Source organism: Candidatus Binataceae bacterium (genome assembly GCA_035500095.1).
Classification (GTDB): Bacteria; Desulfobacterota; Binatia; order Binatales; family Binataceae; genus JAKAVN01.
The window spans coordinates 1-19,058 of the sequence record DATJXN010000114.1; the positions used below are offsets into that span (position 1 = coordinate 1).

The 19,058-nt window shown below is 64.1% G+C and carries 16 protein-coding genes; 4 read left to right on the top strand and 12 right to left on the bottom strand.

Annotation, left to right across the window (positions count from 1 at the left end):
- Window positions 1-740: GNAT family N-acetyltransferase (locus VMI09_11490; protein ID HTQ25310.1), on the top strand; the 740-nt coding region annotated here is incomplete at its 5' end.
- A gap of 215 nt (window positions 741-955) precedes the next feature.
- Here the strand turns inward: VMI09_11490 and VMI09_11495 are convergent.
- The 5 genes from VMI09_11495 to VMI09_11515 form a co-directional block, all read right to left on the bottom strand.
- The gene (locus VMI09_11495; GenBank protein HTQ25311.1) at window positions 956-1,093 is read right to left on the bottom strand and encodes a hypothetical protein; all 138 of its coding nucleotides are present in this window, start codon (window positions 1,091-1,093) and stop codon (window positions 956-958) included.
- A 241-nt stretch (window positions 1,094-1,334) separates the two neighbouring features.
- The gene (locus tag VMI09_11500; GenBank protein HTQ25312.1) at window positions 1,335-2,105 is read right to left on the bottom strand and encodes a glycosyltransferase 87 family protein; all 771 of its coding nucleotides are present in this window, start codon (window positions 2,103-2,105) and stop codon (window positions 1,335-1,337) included.
- A complete protein-coding gene (locus VMI09_11505) occupies window positions 2,000-2,605 on the bottom strand; it encodes a glycosyltransferase 87 family protein (GenBank protein ID HTQ25313.1) in 606 nt (201 codons plus the stop codon). Before VMI09_11505 ends, VMI09_11500 begins: the two co-directional genes overlap by 106 nt.
- 142 nt (window positions 2,606-2,747) lie before the next feature.
- A complete protein-coding gene (locus tag VMI09_11510) occupies window positions 2,748-3,176 on the bottom strand; it encodes an MAPEG family protein (GenBank protein ID HTQ25314.1) in 429 nt (142 codons plus the stop codon).
- An 82-nt stretch (window positions 3,177-3,258) separates the two neighbouring features.
- A complete protein-coding gene (locus VMI09_11515; protein ID HTQ25315.1) occupies window positions 3,259-4,446 on the bottom strand; it encodes an NAD(P)/FAD-dependent oxidoreductase in 1,188 nt (395 codons plus the stop codon).
- A gap of 149 nt (window positions 4,447-4,595) precedes the next feature.
- Between VMI09_11515 and VMI09_11520 the strand changes: the two genes are divergently transcribed.
- Window positions 4,596-5,663, top strand: coding sequence for an LLM class flavin-dependent oxidoreductase (locus tag VMI09_11520; GenBank protein ID HTQ25316.1), 1,068 nt, complete (start codon window positions 4,596-4,598; stop codon window positions 5,661-5,663).
- A gap of 95 nt (window positions 5,664-5,758) precedes the next feature.
- Here the strand turns inward: VMI09_11520 and VMI09_11525 are convergent, their stop codons facing one another.
- Both VMI09_11525 and VMI09_11530 read right to left on the bottom strand, forming a co-directional pair.
- Window positions 5,759-6,553, bottom strand: a complete 795-nt coding sequence (locus tag VMI09_11525) for an SDR family oxidoreductase (protein HTQ25317.1) — start codon at window positions 6,551-6,553, stop codon at window positions 5,759-5,761.
- Window positions 6,550-7,842, bottom strand: a complete 1,293-nt coding sequence (locus VMI09_11530) for an acyl-CoA dehydrogenase family protein (protein HTQ25318.1) — start codon at window positions 7,840-7,842, stop codon at window positions 6,550-6,552. Before VMI09_11530 ends, VMI09_11525 begins: the two co-directional genes overlap by 4 nt.
- A gap of 188 nt (window positions 7,843-8,030) precedes the next feature.
- Between VMI09_11530 and VMI09_11535 the strand changes: the two genes are divergently transcribed.
- Complete coding sequence (locus VMI09_11535; protein HTQ25319.1) at window positions 8,031-9,113, top strand: LLM class flavin-dependent oxidoreductase; 1,083 nt, start codon at window positions 8,031-8,033, stop codon at window positions 9,111-9,113.
- A 23-nt stretch (window positions 9,114-9,136) separates the two neighbouring features.
- Window positions 9,137-10,117 carry a nitronate monooxygenase gene (locus VMI09_11540; protein HTQ25320.1) on the top strand — a complete coding sequence of 327 codons (981 nt, stop codon included), beginning with the start codon at window positions 9,137-9,139 and terminating at the stop codon, window positions 10,115-10,117.
- Window positions 10,118-10,126: 9 nt separating this feature from the next.
- Here VMI09_11540 and VMI09_11545 read toward each other — a convergent pair whose 3' ends face one another.
- The 5 genes from VMI09_11545 to VMI09_11565 all read right to left on the bottom strand — a co-directional run bounded on the left by VMI09_11545 (window position 10,127) and on the right by VMI09_11565 (window position 18,945).
- A complete protein-coding gene (locus VMI09_11545) occupies window positions 10,127-10,699 on the bottom strand; it encodes a chalcone isomerase family protein (GenBank protein ID HTQ25321.1) in 573 nt (190 codons plus the stop codon).
- 13 nt (window positions 10,700-10,712) lie between these two features.
- Window positions 10,713-11,288, bottom strand: coding sequence for a nuclear transport factor 2 family protein (locus VMI09_11550; protein HTQ25322.1), 576 nt, complete (start codon window positions 11,286-11,288; stop codon window positions 10,713-10,715).
- A 138-nt stretch (window positions 11,289-11,426) separates the two neighbouring features.
- Window positions 11,427-13,622, bottom strand: coding sequence for a 1,4-alpha-glucan branching protein GlgB (glgB, locus tag VMI09_11555; protein HTQ25323.1), 2,196 nt, complete (start codon window positions 13,620-13,622; stop codon window positions 11,427-11,429).
- A 53-nt stretch (window positions 13,623-13,675) separates the two neighbouring features.
- Window positions 13,676-17,026 (bottom strand): maltose alpha-D-glucosyltransferase, encoded by a 3,351-nt coding sequence (treS, locus tag VMI09_11560; GenBank protein HTQ25324.1) that lies wholly within the window; start codon window positions 17,024-17,026, stop codon window positions 13,676-13,678.
- Entirely contained in the window at window positions 17,023-18,945 is a 1,923-nt protein-coding gene (locus tag VMI09_11565) for an alpha-1,4-glucan--maltose-1-phosphate maltosyltransferase (GenBank protein HTQ25325.1), read from the bottom strand. Before VMI09_11565 ends, treS begins: the two co-directional genes overlap by 4 nt.
- Between the last annotated feature and the right edge of the window lie 113 nt (window positions 18,946-19,058).

The window sequence follows — 19,058 nt, forward strand, 5'->3', positions numbered from 1 at the left end:
CCTACATGCGCTCGCTGGCTTGGGACCAGTTTCGGGCCTTCGACGTCGCCGACGTTCGGCTGCGCCGGCTCATCGAGCTCGTCGCGGACACTCCCGAGCACATCGAGCGTGGTAAGGTAACATCAGTCCCGTTTATTACGCTGCCTGACGATTGGGAAGTCTATCTTCGCGAAAAGCTGTCCGCTCGCCGGCGGCAGGACCTCCGACACGCTATGCGCGCCGTGGCGGCTTTGCCGTCGTTTCGGATGGCCGACGTGACCGAGTCGTCATTTGAAACTGATTTCGCCGTGCTGATGCGCCTACGGCAGGCTCGTTGGGGCGGGTCGCTCGAGCGCGATCAACGACTCTTCTATCCCCTCATGCGCCGGATGTTCGAGGACGGACGAGTATGGCTGCGGGCGTTGTGGAGCGGCGCCGAGCCGATTGCGATAATCGGTGGCTTTCCGGACCGGGCGCACGGAGTCTTCTGGTATTACTGGGGCTCGTTTAATGCCGCATACGCCACGATATCTCCAGGCAAAGCCTCATTCGGGATTGCGATCCAGCACGTAATTGAGCAAGGGTTTCAAACCTTCAGCATGACCTACGGCGACGAGGCTTATAAGGCAACTTTCGGAACGAAAGAAGGGCTGTGCGAAGACCTCGTAGTCGACCGTCCATCACTACGCTCGCGTATCGTCGGCGGCGCCGTCGCAACCGGTGTCCGGCTAAAGCGCGCCCTAGCCGGCGGCGGCATGTAATCCTCCGGAGCCACGCCTTAAGCAAAGCGACCGTAAGAGGCAGCCTGGAACCTCGACATTATCTTGTTATCTGGAGCCTCGGCGCTACAGTAATAAGTGTGACTTGGAGCTGAAGCCGCTCCTCGTTATGAAGTATTGCCCGCAAATGCCGCGGAGATTGCGCCACAGGATGCGCGTTTACACGCGCGCACTAAACTTCGGCCGACGGACAAACGTCAACTGACGGCCGCGTATGCGGCCGTTGGCGTCGCCTGCCCGCTCGTGTTTTCGTGCTCGTAAACTGAGACCGCCACCCAGCCGACAATGACCACCAGCAACACGATTATTACCGTGCCGACAATGATGTCTCGCATGCGCATTCGAGTCTCCTCCGCGCCTGCTGGGATTCCGGATCACGAGCCCTATCACCGAGTCATCGCTGCGGCAAACGGCTGAACGTACCAGGTAAAGATCGCAACCCGCAGCGATCTGCGCAGCGCTCGCATGGCGCGAAATCTCGTCGCGGCGAGGAATCGCAATGGGAGAGGAGCGCACCGATGCACGCGAAGCGCGGGCACCGCGTTCCGCTCCGGATTGACGCGATCGACGCAATATTCAGGCGTTGGCCGGCGGCCGGTTTTCCGAGGTAGTCATCAACAGGGCGGCGCAGTATGCCAGTACGAGCGATGCAAAAGTGAACTCGGGCACCGCGTGCCACAGATGCACATGCCCGCGAAGCAGACGCTCCATCCCTGCGTTGATAAAGCCGACGGTCGGGCCGCCCATGAAAAATGCTGCGAGATAGCTAGTACCCGCCGTAAACAATGTCAGCCGCGACGCCGCGCCATCCTGACAGGCCGCCGCGACGCTCACGTAAACCGGGACCAGACAGACCAGGAAGTGTTGCCACGAGATCGGCGAGAGCAGAGTGATCAGCGCAATCCATAAGGCGAAGCCGCAGGCATAGCGGTCCTCGACGAGCGCCCAGGCCGCGGCAAACGAGAGCCCGGCAAGTATCAGTTCGGTAACTAAACCTGCGCCGGCAGCCCAGGGGCGATCGCCGACGGTGTGGTCGGCGATGAAGCGCACAAACCAGCCGAGATTTAGATTGGACGGATGCCTCAACAATCCCAGCGGCTCACCCAACGTTTGCTCTCCGCCGACGACCATGCCCGCGAAACTCGCGATGGGGCCGGCCCCGAGCACGGCGGCGGTCAACGCTCCGCCGGCAATACACGTGCCGAGCATGTACGCGCACGCTCGCCAGTTGCGCCGAGCGATCAGATACCCGAGCATGCCCAGCGGGTACGCACGCAGCAGCGCCGCAATTGCCAGGATCGCGCCCGCTGCTGCATCACGCCGGCGCCGTATCGCAACCAGACCCAGGACAAAAGGAAGAGCAGGATCATCTCTCCCCGGCCGAACCAGATGCTGATCGCTATCGGCGGATACAGAACCATCAAGGCCGCCGTCGCCCATACTTCCGTCCCTCTCGGACCGAGCTCGTCGATGAGCAGGAACAGGGCGCCGCCAAGCGCCAACATATTCAACGTCTGCCATGTCCAGTAAGCCTGTTCAGTGCTCAGGAACGTCAGCGGCATGAAGAAGAGAAACCAGGCTGGCGTGTCGCCAAGATGATTGGTGCCCATGTCAATATCGCCAAGCGGACGCCCGACCTCGGTGTAAACGCTCTCGAAATCACCGTTGTACGGGTTGATCCCCCGGCGCACCGCCAGCGACGGCACGTAATAGGCACTAAAGTCGCGGTAGCCGGTGGCGGTGGAAGGCAGCTTGGCGAACAGAGATGCCGCTGCGGCGAAAGCCGCAACCCAGAGGATTAGCGCGAGATACGCAGGCCAGGATCGGGCAGAAAGGCGCTCATTCATCTCGCGGCGGCAGCCGCGCGCGCCCGCTCGCTTGCGACGCGCTCTCGTCCCTGGAAATAGTCATCTTTCGCGAAAGAGCACGGCCACTTTACGCGGCGTAAGCCGCAAACGCGAGATACCGCTCCGGGTCGAATGAAGCTCGTCAGGCGCCGAAATACGCAAGCGCCGCGCGTGCCGCAATGAACCACACCGCGAGCGTCGAGAACAGGTAGAGATAAAATCGCAGCATCACGCGGTTCAACGTGCAATGCACCGCGCTGTGCAGCGCGCGGAACACCACGAATACCCACGCCGCATCGACGTACACGCCATCCACCTGCCTCGTCACGAACAGGTAGAGCACCAGCGCGTAGAAGAGCACCGGGATCTCGAAGAGGTTCTTAAGATTGTCCGACGGATTGGATACTGCCGGCGGCGAGCGCCGCGCGAGTTCGCCGGGCACCGCCAGATCTCCGGGGCCGATTCCGCTTCGCGTGATGAAGCTGATGCGCCGCGCGTACATGTAGATCCAGACGACGAGCGTCAAGAAGATCGTCGCGAAAAACGGGCCGAAGATCCTCGTCTGATCCATATTTCCCCCTGGTGAGAGGTTGCCCGGCGCTCGCGCGAGCCATCGCCGATTGAATCCGTAGCGCCCCGCTTTGCCGAATCAATCATACAGCTTCGCCGGCGCACCAGCCGCTCGACCATGCCCACTGAAAATTGTACCCGCCAAGCCATCCGGTGACGTCGACCGCCTCGCCGATGACGTAGAGGCCGGGCACATCTCGTGCCTCCATCGTCTTCGAGGAAAGCGCCGCGGTATCGACCCCTCCGACCGTCACTTCGGCCTTCGCCCATCCCTCGGAGTCCGCCGGCGCGACCTGCCATCGTTTGAGCCTCGCGGCCACAGCGGCGAGTATGCGGTCCGGCAGGTTCGCCATCTTTACTTCACCTGGCGGGTCGCTCGCGGCCGCTTCAGCTATCGCCTGCGCAAGCCGCGCTGGTAGAATCTCGCTCAGCACGGTTTTAAGTTCCGCCCTTGGACGGCTCCGTCTGCGCTCGCGCAGAAAATTTCCGACTTCGAGTCCTGGCACGAAGTCAAGGGAGAGCGTTTCGCCCTCGCTCCAATACGACGAGATCTGAAGAATCGCGGGGCCCGAGAGTCCGCTGTGGGTGAACAGGATATTTTCGCGAAAGCTCTGCCGGCCGCACGCGACGATCGCGTCGGCCGAGACGCCGCTCAGCGACCGGCAGAGCGCGAGCATCTCGCCCGCGAACCTCAGCCCCACCAATCCCGGCCGCGGCTCGATTATTCCGAGTCCGAAGCGACGCGCGAGATCGTAGGCAAAGCCGCTCGCTCCCATCTTCGGAATCGAGAGCCCGCCGGTCGCGACTACCAGCGCCGGCGCAGCGAAGCTGCGGTGGCCGGTCTCGACGCGGAAGCGGTCGGCGCGTGCGACGCCCGTGATTCGATGGCTCGTGCGAAGATCGACCGCGGCCGCCGCGCATTCCGCGAGCAGCATCGCGAGGACCTCGCGCGCCGAACCGTCGCAGAAGAGTTGGCCGAGCGTTTTCTCGTGATAGCGGATACGATGCCGCTCGACCATCGCGATGAAGTCGCGCTCGGTATAGCGGCTAAGCGCGGATTTGCAGAAGTGCGGATTGGCGGAAAGAAAACGCTCGGACGCGATCTCGAGGTTGGTGAAGTTGCAACGTCCGCCGCCCGAGATGAGAATCTTTTTCCCGGGCTCCGCGTTATGTTCGAGCACCAGCACGCGCCGCCCGCGCCGCCCCGCGCCGATCGCGCACATCAGTCCCGCTGCGCCGGCGCCGAGCACGATGACGTCGAAGGCTTCCATCGGCTCCGCCGTCAGGCTGCGCCCTGGCGTGCCTGCGACCCGCACCGCCGCGCGGAAATTCGCTTGACAAACGCGGGTCGGCGCGATGGTATCGGGCAAAATTTTGCGCGCGGCGCCGCGCAGATCGCGGCGGCAAGGAGATGAGCTCGATGGAATTCGCAATCGCCTACCCGGCCCGTCCGGACGCCTGGAAGGACCTGGTGATAGCCGAGGACAACGGCTTCACGCACGCATGGTTTTACGATTCGCAGATGCTCTACAGCGACGTTTACGTATGCCTCGCGCTCGCCGCCGAGCATACCAAGCGCATCAAGCTCGGCACCGGCGTTGCGATTCCGTCCAACCGGATAGAGCCGGTGACGGCGCATTCGATCGCGACCATCAATCTGCTCGCGCCCGGACGCGCGATGCTGGGTATCGGCACCGGCTTTACCGGGCGCAATACGATGGGGCTCCCGCCGGTCAAGCTCGAACGGATGCGCGAGTACATCGAGATGTGCCGCAAGCTGCTCCGCGGCGAAGAGGTGATGTACCGCGAGGGCAAGCGCGAACGCGCGATCCGTTTTCTCCATCCCGACCATGGCTATATCAATCTCAAGGATCCGATTCCGATTCACGTCGCGGCCAACGGCCCCAAGGCGCTCGAACTCACCGGCGAGGTCGGCGACGGCTGGATCACCGCGCTCTCGGACCCCGACCACATCCGCGCCGACTTCAAGCTTATCGAGGCGGGCGCCGCGCGCGCCGGGCGCAAGCTTGGCAAATTCCCGGCGCTGCTGCTAACCACGGCCTGCGTGCTCAAGCCCGGCGAGTCGGCGGCCTCGCCGCGCGCGATCAAACGCGTCGGCCCATTCGCGGCGGTGTTGCTGCACGCGATGTGGGAGGCATCCGCGATCACCGCATCGGCGTCCTCGCCGTTCCAGAAGCAATGGGAGCGTTACCGCGACGAGTACGTGTCAAAGCTGAAGACGCCCCCCGATCGCCGCTACCTCGAAGTTCACGAGGGCCATCTTATCTATCTCAAGCCGGGCGAGGAGAGATACCTCGACGATGCGATCGTCCGCGGCAGCACGCTGACCGGCACGGCCGACGAGATAATCGCACGGCTGAAGGCGATGGAAGCGGCGGGGCTGAGCCAGGTCGCGATCCAGGTAGTCTATCCGCAGGGGCGCGAGATGATCGAAGAATTCAGCCGCGAGGTGATCGCGAAATACTGAGCGGCAGCGCGCCGATCGCATGAGCGCCGGACGGCTCGCGCCGTCCGGCGCCGCTGTTTTTAGCGATGCGCGGCTCGCTCACTCCGCTCGCCCGCTCAGGACTCGTACGTGGTCCGAACGATCAGATGCGCCGAGCCGCCGTCGATCGTCAGGACCGCGCCGGTCGTAAAGCTGGCGGCGTCGCTCGCAAAGTAAAGCGCCGCGCCCACAACCTCCTCGGGTTCGCCCGCGCGCTGCAGCGGGAACATCCTGCGCGCACGCCGGTTGAAATCCTCCGTGCGCGACCATCCCTTGCTGATGTCGGTGTGGAACGGCCCGCACATGATGCAGTTGACGCGCACCTTGGGCCCGTACTCTTTGGCGAACGCGACCGTCAGGATGTTGAGCCCGGCCTTGGCGGCGGCGTAGGGCGCGGTCTCCGGGTCGGGACGGATAGCGGCCGTGGACGAGATGTTGATGATCGAGCCGCCCTCGCCCGCCGCCATCCTCGAGGCAAACAGCGCCGTCAGCCGAAACGGTCCCTTGAGATTTACCCCGATTATCTTGTCGAACAACTCCTCGCTGGTCTCGACCGACGACGGCGCAAGCGGCGAGATGCCGGCGTTGTTGATGAGCACGTCGGCACGCCCCCAACGCCCGTAAACCTCGTCGGCAAGACGGTCGCAGTCCTCCCACTTGCCGACGTGCGCGGCATGCGCCGAGCCCTCGGAGCCGAGCGCGCGAATTTCCTTGACCGTCGCCTCGCAGCTTTCGAGCTTGCGGCTCGCGATCGCGACTTTAGCGCCGGCTGCTGCGAACCCGAGCGCCATGGAGTGGCCGATGCCGCGGCTGCCGCCGGTTATCACGACCACCTTGCCACTGAAATCGTATTGCACGGGACGCGTGGTCATTGCGCGGCGACCTCGAGTTCGATGCGGTCGGCAAACTTGCGGATTGCGGCCTCGCGCAGCGCCGGGATGTGGCTGGTCGGGAACAGCCCGTCGGTGCCCTTGTAGTCGCGCAGCACCTGGCGCGCGAGCGTTATCTTGTGGACCTCGGTCGGTCCGTCGGCGAGACCCATCACGAAGCTCTCCATCACCTGCTCGGCGAACGGCATCTCCGGCGTCACGCCGAGCGAGCCGTGCACCTGCAGCGCGCGCACCACGACGTCGTGGAACACCTTGGGCATCGCGGCCTTTACGGCGGCGATGTCCTTGCGCACCTTGAGATAGTCCTTGTACTTGTCGATGCGCCATGCGGTGCGCAGCACCAGCAGGCGGAACTGCTCGATGTCGATCCAGGAGTCCGCGATCTTCTCCTGCACCATCTGCTTGTCGGCAAGCAGCGAGCCCTGCGTGGTGCGCGAAAGCGCCCGCTCGCACATCTGGTCGAACGACTTGCGCACCTGCCCGATCGTGCGCATCGCGTGATGAATCCGGCCGCCGCCAAGCCGCGTCTGCGCGACCACGAAGCCGCCGCCGCGCGGCCCCAGCAGATGATCCTTGGGCACGTGGACGTCCTGGTAGCGCACGTAGGCGTGGGTGCCGTTGGCCTCCTGGCCGACGCCGACGCGGCGCACGATGCTGACGCCCGGGGCGTCGGTCGGGACGATAAAGGTCGAGAGCCGCTTGTACGGCGGCGCGTCGGGATCCGTCACGACCATCGCGACCAGGAACGAGGAATAATGCGCGTTCGAGGAGAACCATTTTTCGCCGTTGATCACCCAGTTGTCGCCGCGCAGCTCGGCGTGGGTGGTGAAGACCTTGGGGTCGGCGCCGCCCTGCGGCTCGGTCATCGAGAAACACGAGACGATCTCGTTGGCGAGCAGCGGTTCGAGGTAGCGCTTTTTCTGCTCGGGCGTGCCGTACTTGGCGAGAATCTCGCCATTGCCCGAATCCGGCGCCTGGCACCCGAAAACCGTGGGTGCAAAGCGCGAACGGCCGAGAATCTCATTCATCAGCGCGAGCTTGACCTGGCCGTAGCCCTGGCCGCCGAGCTCGGGCTCGAGATGGCAGGCCCAGAGCTTGCGTTTGCGGACCTCGGCCTGCAGCGGGCGCACCAGCTTGTTGCGGTTCGCGTCGCGGACGTCATAGGGCGACTCCAGCACGTAGTCGAGCGGCTCGACTTCCTCGCGCACGAATTTATCGATCCAGTCGAGTTCCCTCTGGAACTCGGGTTCGGTCTCAAAATCCCAGCTCATGGCGGTTCCTCCGTGGAAAAGGTCGGCGGCGCCGCATCCGTGCCTTGCGCGCCCGCGGCTGCTCGCACTGCCGATTGCGAGACTGCCTCAGCCGGTGCGGTTTCTCAAGAGCGAGTGATGGCTCCGCGCGCGGACTTTTGTTAATCCTCGTTGCGGCTGCGATAGGCCTGATAGAGCGGAGGTTCGTGATGGAATTCGGAATCGGCGTGAGCACGCATATCGGCAACTGGGACGTGATTCGCTACGTCGAAGAGCTGGGCTTCGATCGCGCGTGGGTCGGCGACTCGCAGATGATCTGGTCGGACTGCTACGCGACGATGGCGCTCGCGGCAGCCAACACCAAACGCATAAAGATCGGTACCGGAGTCGCAATCACCGGCACCCGGCTCGCTCCGGTGACCGCGCATTCGATCGCCAGCATTAACCAGATCGCGCCCGGCCGCGTGTTCCTCGGAATCGGCACCGGTCACACCGCCATGCGGGTGATGGGTCAGGATCCGATGCGCACCAGCGAATTTCGCGAATATCTGCGCGTGGTCCGCGCGCTCCTCGACGGCGAGGCCGTGAACTACGAGTATCGCGGCAAGACCCGCGAGATAAAATTTCTCCATCTCGACCGCCATTTCATCAACCTCGAGCCGCGCATCCCGATTTACGCCGCGGCCAACGGGTCCAAGGCGCTCGAGGCGACGGGCGCGTACGCCGACGGATGGATCACGGTGGGCGGACAGCCGCATGTGACCAAAGCGAAGCTTGATAAAATCGCCGCGGGCGCGGCGCGCGCCAAACGCCGGCTGCCGGCGGATTTCCACACCGCCTTCATCACCACCGGATGCGTCCTGCGCCCGGGCGAGAAGCTTACCGACGATCGCGTGATCGAGGAAACCGGATCCTGGGTGATGTGCGAGCTGCATTTCTTCTACGAGATCTGGAAAGACATGGGCGAGAAGGACGAGCTGATACCGCCGCACTTCGCCAACATCTGGGAGGACTACCTGAAGCGGGTCAGGAATTTCAGCCTCCCCGAGAACGCGCGCTTTCGTCAGATCCACGAAGGACACCTGGTTTACATGCAGCCCGAGGAGCGGCGCTTCGTGACGCCCGAGGCGATACGCGCGGGATGCCTGGTCGGAAGGCCCGAAGAGATCGCGGAGCAGATCCGCGCGAGCGAAAAGGCCGGCATGCGCGAGACCGTGCTGTGGCCTCCGATGGATCGCGAACGCAAGGTTTATCGCGATTTCGCCGAGATGGTTTTCCCGCTCGTAAAGTAGCGGCCAGCTTCGAGGACGGCACAGTGCTCAACACCCCGATTTGCGACTATTTCGGTATCGAGTATCCGATTCTGCTGGCCGGAATGGGCGGAGTGGCGATGCATCGCCTGGCCGCCGCGGTCTCCAACGCCGGCGGCCTCGGCGTGATCGGCGCGGCTGGATGCTCACCCGCGGAACTGCGCGAGGAGATCCGGCGCACGCGCGAACTCACCGAGCGGCCGTTCGCGATTGACCTGCTGGCCCCGATTCCCGACATGATGCGGCCGCACATGCCGGTGCTGATCGAGGAGAAGGTGAAAATCTTCGTCGCCGGCCTCGCCGTCCCCGCCGAATTCATCCGCACCATGCACGATCACGGGATGAAAGTGGTGGTGATGTGCGGCAAGGTCCATCACGGCGAGAAGGCCCAACAGGCCGGCGCCGACGTGGTCGTCGCGCAAGGCACCGAGGCGGGCGGTCACACGGGAGAGATCGGGATGCTGTCGCTGGTTCCGCAGATGATCCGCGCGGTGCGCCTGCCGGTGCTCGCGGCCGGCGGTATCGCGCACGGAAGCCAGGTCGCCGCCGCGCTCACGCTCGGCGCGCAGGCGGTGGTTATCGGCACGCGCTTCATCGCGACGCCGGAGGCGCAGGCGGCGCAGGTCTATCGCGACGCGATCGTTCATGCGCGCGACGACTCGACCCTCCGCACGCGCTGCTATACGGGCAAGCCCTGCCGTGTGATTCGCACCCCCTACGCGCTCGAGTGGGAGCGCGAGCCGGCGAAGATCAAACCGTTTCCGGAGCAGGTGCGGGTCTCGTATCGCAATGGCGTGATGGGCTTTTCCGGGCGCGCGGGCGAGACTGCCGACCCCGAACGCACCTTCATGCCGACCGGCCAGGGTGCAGGCCTCATCGGCAGCGTCAAGCCAGCCGCCGAGGTATTTGCCGACCTCCTGCGCGAAACCGAGGACAGCCTGCGCCGCGCGCACGCGCTGCTCGCCGGAACCTCGCTGCCGGATTGACCGCCCGCGTTACTGTCGAAGCAGCGACTTCCGCATCGCCTGATGCTTGGTTTGCGGATGGAGCCACACGCTCATAACGGCCGGACAGAACGAAGGATCGTTGATCTCGCCGTTGCTTGAGTCGTTGAGAAAAACGAGCGTGTGGTTCGCGTCGGTGCAGAATATGACCACCTGATCGCCGGCCTTGACGCTGGGGATGACCTGGTTCATCTCCGATTGCCACGCTTTGAGCTGGCGCTCGTCGCCCACTTTGAGGCTGCGCATCTCGTCGATCGCGGCCTTCACCAGGGCGCTGGAGGGAACCGTCCGCTTCGGTTCGAGATCGATCGCGTGCGGCTCGGCTGGCGACCATTGCGGGCCGGCGATCCACAACGTCGCGTCGTACATCTGGACGCCCCACCACGAATGGCGGCCTTTTCCGAACGGATGCATGTCAGGGGCTTTGGAAACCACTTGCTGCGGCAGAGGCCGCGGGTTCGACGCCTGTGCGTCTGATGCCGAAGCGGCGCAAACCAGCGTCGTGATAGCCAACGCGCCGAGCCATCGAGGATGCCCGACGCCAACGCCCGTCCGACGGTCCATCAGTCGAGCTCGGTCAGCGTCTGGCTTTGCGCTTCGCCGGCGCGGCCTTCTTGCGCGCCGCCGCCTTGACCTTCGCAGCTTTCGGCCTGGCGGTTGGCTTCAGCTTGGCGGCCGGCTTCGGCTTGGCGGCAGGCTTCGCGGCAGGAGCGGCATTGGCGGCGGTTGCGGGGTCGAAATGCATCGCGGTGAAGTAGCGCGAGGCGAATTTCCAACGCTCGCCGACCTTCACGTACTCGTCGTTGTAGTAGCCCGAACCGATCCATTGCATGTTGTGCTTTTCGCTGCGCAAGTCGAGGTAGCATCGCCCGGTCGCGCGGCCATAGTAGCCCAGTTCAACCACGTGGTTGTGGATGTATGGACGCGGCAGCAGGTCGCGCAGTCCCTCGGTGTAGGTCTTGAGCAAGGCCTCGCGTCCTTTATGGACGGTTTCGCCGTTGGGCGTTTTCACGATGAAAGATCCGTCGACGGCGAACAGATCGACGATTCCGGCGACGTCGCCGCGCCAAACGCAGTCGCAATAGCGCACCGGCAGGTCGCGGATTTCCTCGCGGTCGGCAAGTTCGGTGACTATTTCTTCGACAGTCTTCATCGCACGGAGTCCTCCCTGCACGCGGCAGCCGGCCGCTTCGAGCGCGGATCATCCCGCCGCTACAGCCTCAAGGCCGGTCTTGCAGCGCGCATCATAGCCGCTCCCGACCGATTTGCAAGAAACCTTGACCTGCGGCCTTCAGTCGCGCGGCGCTTCGAACCACAGCACGCCAAGCGGCGGCAGCGTGATCGAAATGGAATACGGCATGCCGTTGTATGGAACTTGATCTGCGGTAACGCCGCCCCCGTTGCCGAGGTTGCTGCCGCCCCAGCGCTCGGCGTCGGTGTTGAGAAACTCGCGATAGTAGCCAGAGCGCGGCACGCCGATGCGATAATCCTGGCGGGGCACCGGGGAAAAATTGCAGACGCAGATCACGCGCTGGCCGTTGGCCGGCGCGATCCGCATAAAGGCGATCATGTTGTCGTCGCCGTTGTCGGCGGCGATCCATTGGAAGCCCGCTTGGTCATGCTCGGCTTCCCACAGCGCCGGCTGCGAGCGATAGAGCCGGTTGAGCTCGCCGACCAGCGCCCGGAGCCCGCGATGCTCGCTGCCCTGGAGCACGTCCCAATCCAGGCTCGTGTCGTAGTTCCACTCCTTCCATTGGCCGAATTCGCTTCCCATGAAGAGCAGCTTCTTGCCGGGCCGCGCCCACATGTAGCCGTAGAGCGCGCGCAGGTTGGCGAACTTCTGCCAGCGATCGCCCGGCATCTTCGAGAGCATCGAGCTCTTGCCGTGCACGACCTCGTCATGCGAGAGCGGGAGGACGAAGTTTTCGTTCCACGCGTAAAGCAGACCGAAGGTGAGATCGCGATGATGATGTCGGCGATGCACGGGATCTTTCGCGAAGTACTCCAGCGTGTCGTGCATCCAGCCCATGTCCCACTTGAAGCTGAAACCGAGGCCGCCGGCGTACGTCGGCCGGCTCACGGCGGGCCATGAGGTCGATTCTTCGGCTAGCGTAATTGCGCCGGGATTGCGCGCATAGACCTGCTCGTTGAGCTGGCGCAAAAAGCCGACCGCCTGAAGGTTTTCGCGCCCGCCCTCGGGATTGGGAATCCATTCGCCTTCGCGCCGCGCGTAGTCGAGATACAGTATCGAGGCGACCGCGTCGACGCGCAGGCCGTCGGCGTGGAACTCGCGCAGCCACCACTCGGCGCTGCCGAGCAGGAAGCCGCGCACTTCGGTGCGGCCGAAGTTGAAAATGTAAGTGCCCCACTCGGGCTGAAATCCCATCCGCGGATCCAGATGCTCGTAAAGCGCGGTGCCGTCGAAGCGCGCCAGCGCGAAGTCGTCGATGGGAAAATGGCCCGGCACCCAATCGAGAATCACGCCGATTCCGCGGCGATGGAGATAGTCGACGAAAAAGCGGAAATCGTCGGGGGTGCCGAACCGCGCGCTCGGCGCGAAGTAGCCGCTCACCTGGTAGCCCCACGAACCACTGAACGGATGCTCCATCACGGGCAGCAGCTCGACGTGGGTAAAGCCGAGTTCGGCCACGTAGTCGGCGAGCGCGGGCGCAAGTTCGCGGTAGGTCAGCCAGCGATTGTGCTCCTCGGGGACGCGCCGCCACGAGCCCAGGTGAACTTCGTAGATCGAAAGCGGAGCACGCAGCGCTTCGCGCCCGGCCCGCTCCGTCATCCACTGCTCGTCGTCGAAGCGGAAGCGCGAGCGATAGATAATCGACGCGGTCGCCGGCGGCACTTCCATCGCCGCCGCCCATGGGTCGGTCTTGAGGTACGGCGGGCCCTCGCGCGGCAGAATTTCATATTTGTAGCGCTCACCCGGCTCGAGCCCCGGGATGAACAGTTCCCAGGTTCCCGAGCCGCCCATCGAACGCATCATGTGGATGCGCCCGTCCCAGGCGTTGAAGTCGCCGACCACGCTGAGTCTGCGGGCGTTCGGCGCCCACACCGCGAACGCGACGCCGGCCACGCCGCCGATCTCGCGCCGATGAGCGCCGAAGATCTCGTAGGGCCGCTCGTGCTTGAGTTCGCCGAGCAGATGAAGATCCAGCTCGCCGATCGTAGGCAGGAAGGAGTACGGATCGCGCCCGGTCGCCGAAGTGCCGCCACGAAAGAAAAACTCGAGCCGGTAAGCGAACAGCTCGCTCCGTCCTTTGAGCCGGAGCTCAAAGACTCCCGCCGGATCAACCAGCGTCATCTCGCGTCCCTGCTCTTCGCCGTCGATCAGCAGCACGACGCGCTCGGCGTCGGGCCGAAACGCCCGCAGCACGACGCCTTCGCGATCGAGGTGCGCGCCCAGGATCGAGTGCGGATCGGTGTGTTCGAGCGCGACCAGGCTCTCGAAGCCGCTCGCCGCATCGGTGCGGCCCATGGGTGCTATTTCAGATGACATGAGGAGACGCGTTTCCTGTCCGCTTGGGATTCCTAGATCGCTCCACTCAACACCTGGCTTATGCCCTGGAGCGGGATCGCGACCCAATCGGGACGGTTGTTCATTTCGTAACCCAGCTCGTAAATCGCCTTGTCGAGCAAAAAAGAATCGAGCAGAATCCGCAGTTCCTCGCGTTCGCGCGGGATGAAATCCGCTCCGCTGGCCCTATCCAGGTAGCCCTTCAGATAGGCCCATGAGGCCCATGCCTCCCACATACGCGCCCACGGCCCCAACGCGTCGAGCATGCTTGAACTGAGCGTGCCCGCACGCAGATGATCCAGCATCGAACCCATCGCCGCGTAGTGAAACGACCGCAGCATTCCCGCCACATCGCGCAGCGCCGAGCGCTTGCGGCGCCGCTCGCTCAATGGACGGGCCGGCTCACCCTCAAAATCGATTATGACGAAGTCCTTGCCCGCGTGCAGCACCTGCCCCAGATGCAAATCGCCGTGCGTGCGGATGCGTGTAACGGTGAATCTGCGCTGCAGATATTCCTGGAAGCGCGCAGTGACGCTCTCCTGGTTGGAGAGCAGTTCGCTTGCCTTTGCGCGCTCAGCCTCCGGCAGCATGGAGAGACGCGCGCGGAGAACGCGAAACACCTGCCCCGCCAGGTTGCGCATCGACTGGTATTCGGAGCGCCGATAGAGCTGCGAATAAGGCTCAGGTGCGAAATCGGGTTCGTCGCCGGCCGCCAGTGCAAGATGCAACTCCGCGGTGCGTTGGCCCAGCAGCCCGGCGGTCTCGAGAAACGCTCCGATAGCCTCGGTCGCCATCGGTCCCGGCCGATCCTCCGCAACCAGTTCCACCAGCGGTTTGACCGGCAGCTCGACCGAGCGGTCCTTGGTGGTCAATGCGCGCTCGAAATACTGGCTGAGCTCGCTCTGCGTATGCGTCCACGCGTCACCCTGGCTCGCGATGAAGCCGTGCAGGAGGGCAACGGTGCTGGGCTCGTCGCGGCCGGTCTGGTACTCGAGCCATCCGGCAAGCGGCGGTGTATGAGCGAAATTCGAGCGCGTCGCAAGCACGCGCCCGATCTCGAGGTCCGGATTGACGCCGGGATCGAGCATGCGAAACAGTTTCAGGATCAGACGGTCGCCATAGATGATCGACGAGTTGGTCTGCTCGGTCCTGAGTGCATGCGGCTCGCATGGGCTTTCGCGATCGCCACGCAGCTCGCGCCATAGGGGCGCCGCCGTGGCGCTTAGCTCGCCGCGCTGACCGCGCACGCGGCGGCGCCGCTCGACCAGCTCGAGCATCGCCCAGGCAAAGCGCGGGTCGGCCGAAGCCTCGAACAGCCGGCCGTCGACGTCGCCGTTGCGTGAGCCGCCGAGCCTCAGGTGGGCGATCGTCAGCTCCGGACGCGCGCCGCCCGGACCGGTTCCGTCGGCTTCCAGAGCTATCGGTATCACGTATTGCTCCGACTCGGCATTGTGATACTCGACGTTGGCGAGGACGAGGTGAGCCTCGCCGGGGCCCTCGACCAGCGAGATCGTGTCAGCCACCCTGACCGTCTTGATCGCGCGCGTCTTGCTGCGAAACCATCGGCAGCGTGGCAGAAAATCCGGCAGCGCCTTGGCCATCGCCTCCCAGCCCTCGCCACGCATGAAGCCGTCCCATCCGGCGGCGCTTTCGATGCGGGCGATTTCGGCTTTCGGGATCTCGACCACGGAAGGCGCCAGGCGCGGCGGTTGGATCGAAAACCAGTCGAACAAATGCGGTCCGAGCGTAAGCAGGTAGGGCTTTTCGGTGATCGCGGGAAACTCGGTGCGGCCGAACAATTCGACCGGCACCATCCCCTTGAAGCGCGTAAGGTCGAGTTCGACGTATTGCACGAAACGCGACAGATTGGCGACCACCAGGATGCGCTCGTCCTGATAAACGCGCAGGAACGCCAGCACGCGCGGGTTCTCGGGGCTCAGGAATTCGACCGTGCCGCGCCCGAAGGCCTTGAACTGCTTGCGCAGCGCGATCACCCGGCGCATCCACCACAGCATCGAGTGCAGGTTGTGCTCCTGGTTCTCCACGTTGACGGTCTGGTAATGGTACTCGTGATCGATGATCACCGGCAGGATGAGCCGCTGCGGGTCGGTCGCCGAAAAGCCCGCGTTGCGATCACCGCTCCACTGCATCGGTGTGCGCACGCCGTCGCGGTCGCCGAGGTAGATGTTGTCGCCCATGCCGATCTCGTCGCCGTAGTAGATGACCGGCGTGCCGGGCAGCGACAGCAGAAGCCCGTTCATCAATTCCATCGCGCGGCGATTGTTACCAAGCAAGGGCGCGAGCCGGCGCCGGATGCCCAGGTTGACTCGCATCCGCGACTCGCGCGCGTAGGCCCGGTACATGAAATCGCGCTCCTCCTCGGTCACCATCTCGAGCGTCAGCTCGTCGTGATTGCGGAGAAAGATCGCCCACTGGCAGGACTCGTCGATCGGCGGGGTCTGCGCCCAGATGTCGGTGAGCGGGAAGCGATCTTCCATCCGCACTGCCATGAACATCCGCGGCATGATCGGAAAATGGAACGCCATGTGGCATTCCTTGCCGCCCTCGAGGTAGGTCACCGCGTCCTCGGGCCACTGGTTGGCCTCGGCGAGCAGCATGCGGTTTGGAAAATGCGCGTCGATGTGGCGGCGCAGCTCGCGCAGAAAGGTGTGGGTCTCCGGCAGATTCTCGCAAGTGGTGCCGTCGCGCTCGAACAGATAAGGCACCGCGTCAAGGCGCAACCCGTCGACGCCCATCCCGAACCAGAAATGCACTGCGCGGAACGCCGCGCGCTTGAGCGCCGGATTGTCGTAGTTGAGATCCGGCTGATGCGAATAGAAACGATGCCAGTAGTACGCCTTGGCGACCGGATCCCAGGTCCAGTTTGAAAGCTCGAAGTCCTTGAAGATGACCCGCGCCTCCTTGTAGCGCTCGGGCGTGTCACTCCAGACGTAAAAATCCCGGTAGGGGCTGCCCGGCGGCGAGCGGCGAGCGCGCTGAAACCACGGATGCTGGTCCGAGGTATGGTTGAGCACCAGCTCGGTGACGACGCGCAATCCTCTTTCGTGCGCCGCGCGAAGAAACGCCTTGAAATCGTGCAGCGTGCCGCAGTCGGGATGCACGCCGGTATAGTCGGAGATGTCGTAGCCGTCGTCGCGCATCGGCGACGGATAGAAGGGTAGCAGCCAGATCGTGGTGATCCCCAGATCGCGGAGATAGTCGAGCTTCTGCGTCAGGCCGGGGAAATCCCCTACCCCGTCGCCGTTGCTGTCGTAGAACGACCGCACCCGCAATTCGTAGAAGATGGCGTCCTTGTACCAGAGCGGGTCGTTGGACGGCGCGCCGTTGCTCTTCGCTTTGTTCATCGCTGTTTTGTGACCAGCAGGATGTGGGCCGGCTCGACCGCCGGATCAAGATGCACGTAGTTGCGCTCGCTCCAAGTCCATGACGAGCCCGTCAGCAGGTCCGTCACGAGGTAATTCTCGCCCGGCACGACGCCCACGGCATCTGGCGGCACCATGGCGGTGCATGCGTGCGGCGCACCGGGATCGAGATTCACGGCTACCAGAATAACGTTCCCCCCCTCGGGCGCAGCCTTGACGTAACACAGAATCTCCTCGCCATCGGTTTCGAGGAAGCGCAGGTTGGTGAACAGGCCGAGGCATCGGTTCTCGCGCCGGATCGCGTTTAGGCGGGCGATAAACTCATTGATGTTGCCCGGAGCGTGCCAGTCGCGCGTGCGAATCTCGTATTTCTCGGAGTTGAGATAATCTTCGGTGCCGGAAACCGCCTGGTTCTCGCACAATTCGTAGCCGCTGTAGATGCCGTAGGACGGCGACAGCGTCGCCGCCAGTACCAACCGCATCTTGAACGCCGGACGCCCGTGGCGCTGCAGGACCGGGCTCAGGATGTCCGGAGTGTTCGTGAAGAAATTCGGCCGAAAGAAGTCGCTCACCGGCGGCCGGATCAACTCTTCAAGATATTCGATGAATTCTCTCTTGGTGTTGCGCCAGGTGAAATAGGTATATGACTGGGTAAACCCGGCCTTGGCCAGCGACATCATCATCCTGGGCCGCGTAAACGCCTCGGACAGAAAAATGACATCAGGGTAACGGCCCTGGATGCTCTCAATCAACCAGTGCCAGAACTTGACCGGCTTGGTGTGCGGATTGTCGACGCGAAAAATCCGCACGCCATGGCCGATCCAGAACAGCGCGACTTCCCTGAGCGCGTCCATCAGCGCCCCGGCCTCCGGCCCATCAAAATCGAGCGGATAGATGTCCTGGTACTCCTTGGGCGGGTTCTCGGCGTACTTTATCGATCCGTCGGGCCGATGGCGGAACCACTCGGGATGCTCGCGCACCCAAGGATGGTCTGGCGAGCACTGGATCGCGAAGTCGAGCGCGATTTCCAACCCGAGCCGCCGCGCCGCCACCACGAAATGGTCGAAGTCGTCAAGGCTTCCGAGCGCCGGCTCGATCGCGGTGTGGCCGCCGGCCGCGCTGCCGATCGCCCAGGGGCTGCCGGGACTGTCGGGCAACGGCGTCAACGAGTTGTTGGGCCCCTTGCGATGCGATCGACCGATCGGATGGATGGGCGTGAGATACACGACATCGAAACCGAGGTCTCGAATTTCCGGTAAGCGCCGTTCCGCCTCGCGCAGCGTCGCGGCGCGCCCGGGCGTTTCGCCTTGCGAGCGCGGGAACATTTCGTACCACGCGCCCGCGCGCGCGCGCGGCCGGTCCGCGACAACCTCAAGCAGCGGCCGATACTCGGTGGCGCTGAAGCGCTCGCCCACCCGCGCCATCAGGCCGAGCAAACGCTCGTCCGAGACCACCGCGACCGCATCGCGCGGTTCGTCGAATCCGCGCAGTTGCTCGAGCGCCGCGAGCAGCGCCGCGCGGTCGCCATCTTTGGCGCGCGGCGCTGCGGCCTCGATGAGCGCAGCTCCCTCGAGCAGGTCGGAAGCCACGTCGCGCCCGGCCTCGGCCTTTTTGCTGAAGCGGCGCTCCCATGTGGCGAAGAGGTCCGTCCAAGCCTGGATCGTGAAAAAATAGCGCTCGTTGCGCTCGAGCGGGAATTCGCCGCGCCAGCGATCGTCGTCCACGTGCGTCATCGGCGATTCGCTGAACTGCTTCTCGCTCCGCGGCCGCCATTTGACGACCGCACGCACCACGTGATCGCCGTCGCGGAAAATATGGGCCTCAACCGTGAAGGACTCGCCCTGTACGCGCTTGACCGGATAGCGGCCGCAATCGATGATCGGCGCAACTGCCTCGATCACGTGATATTGCGACGACGCGGGTGGGGCCGGGGCGGACCGGTTCTCTACCTCGCGCGACGCGCCCGCGGAGGTTCGCGGCGCGCCGCTGGAACTGCTGGAACGCTTTGCCATAG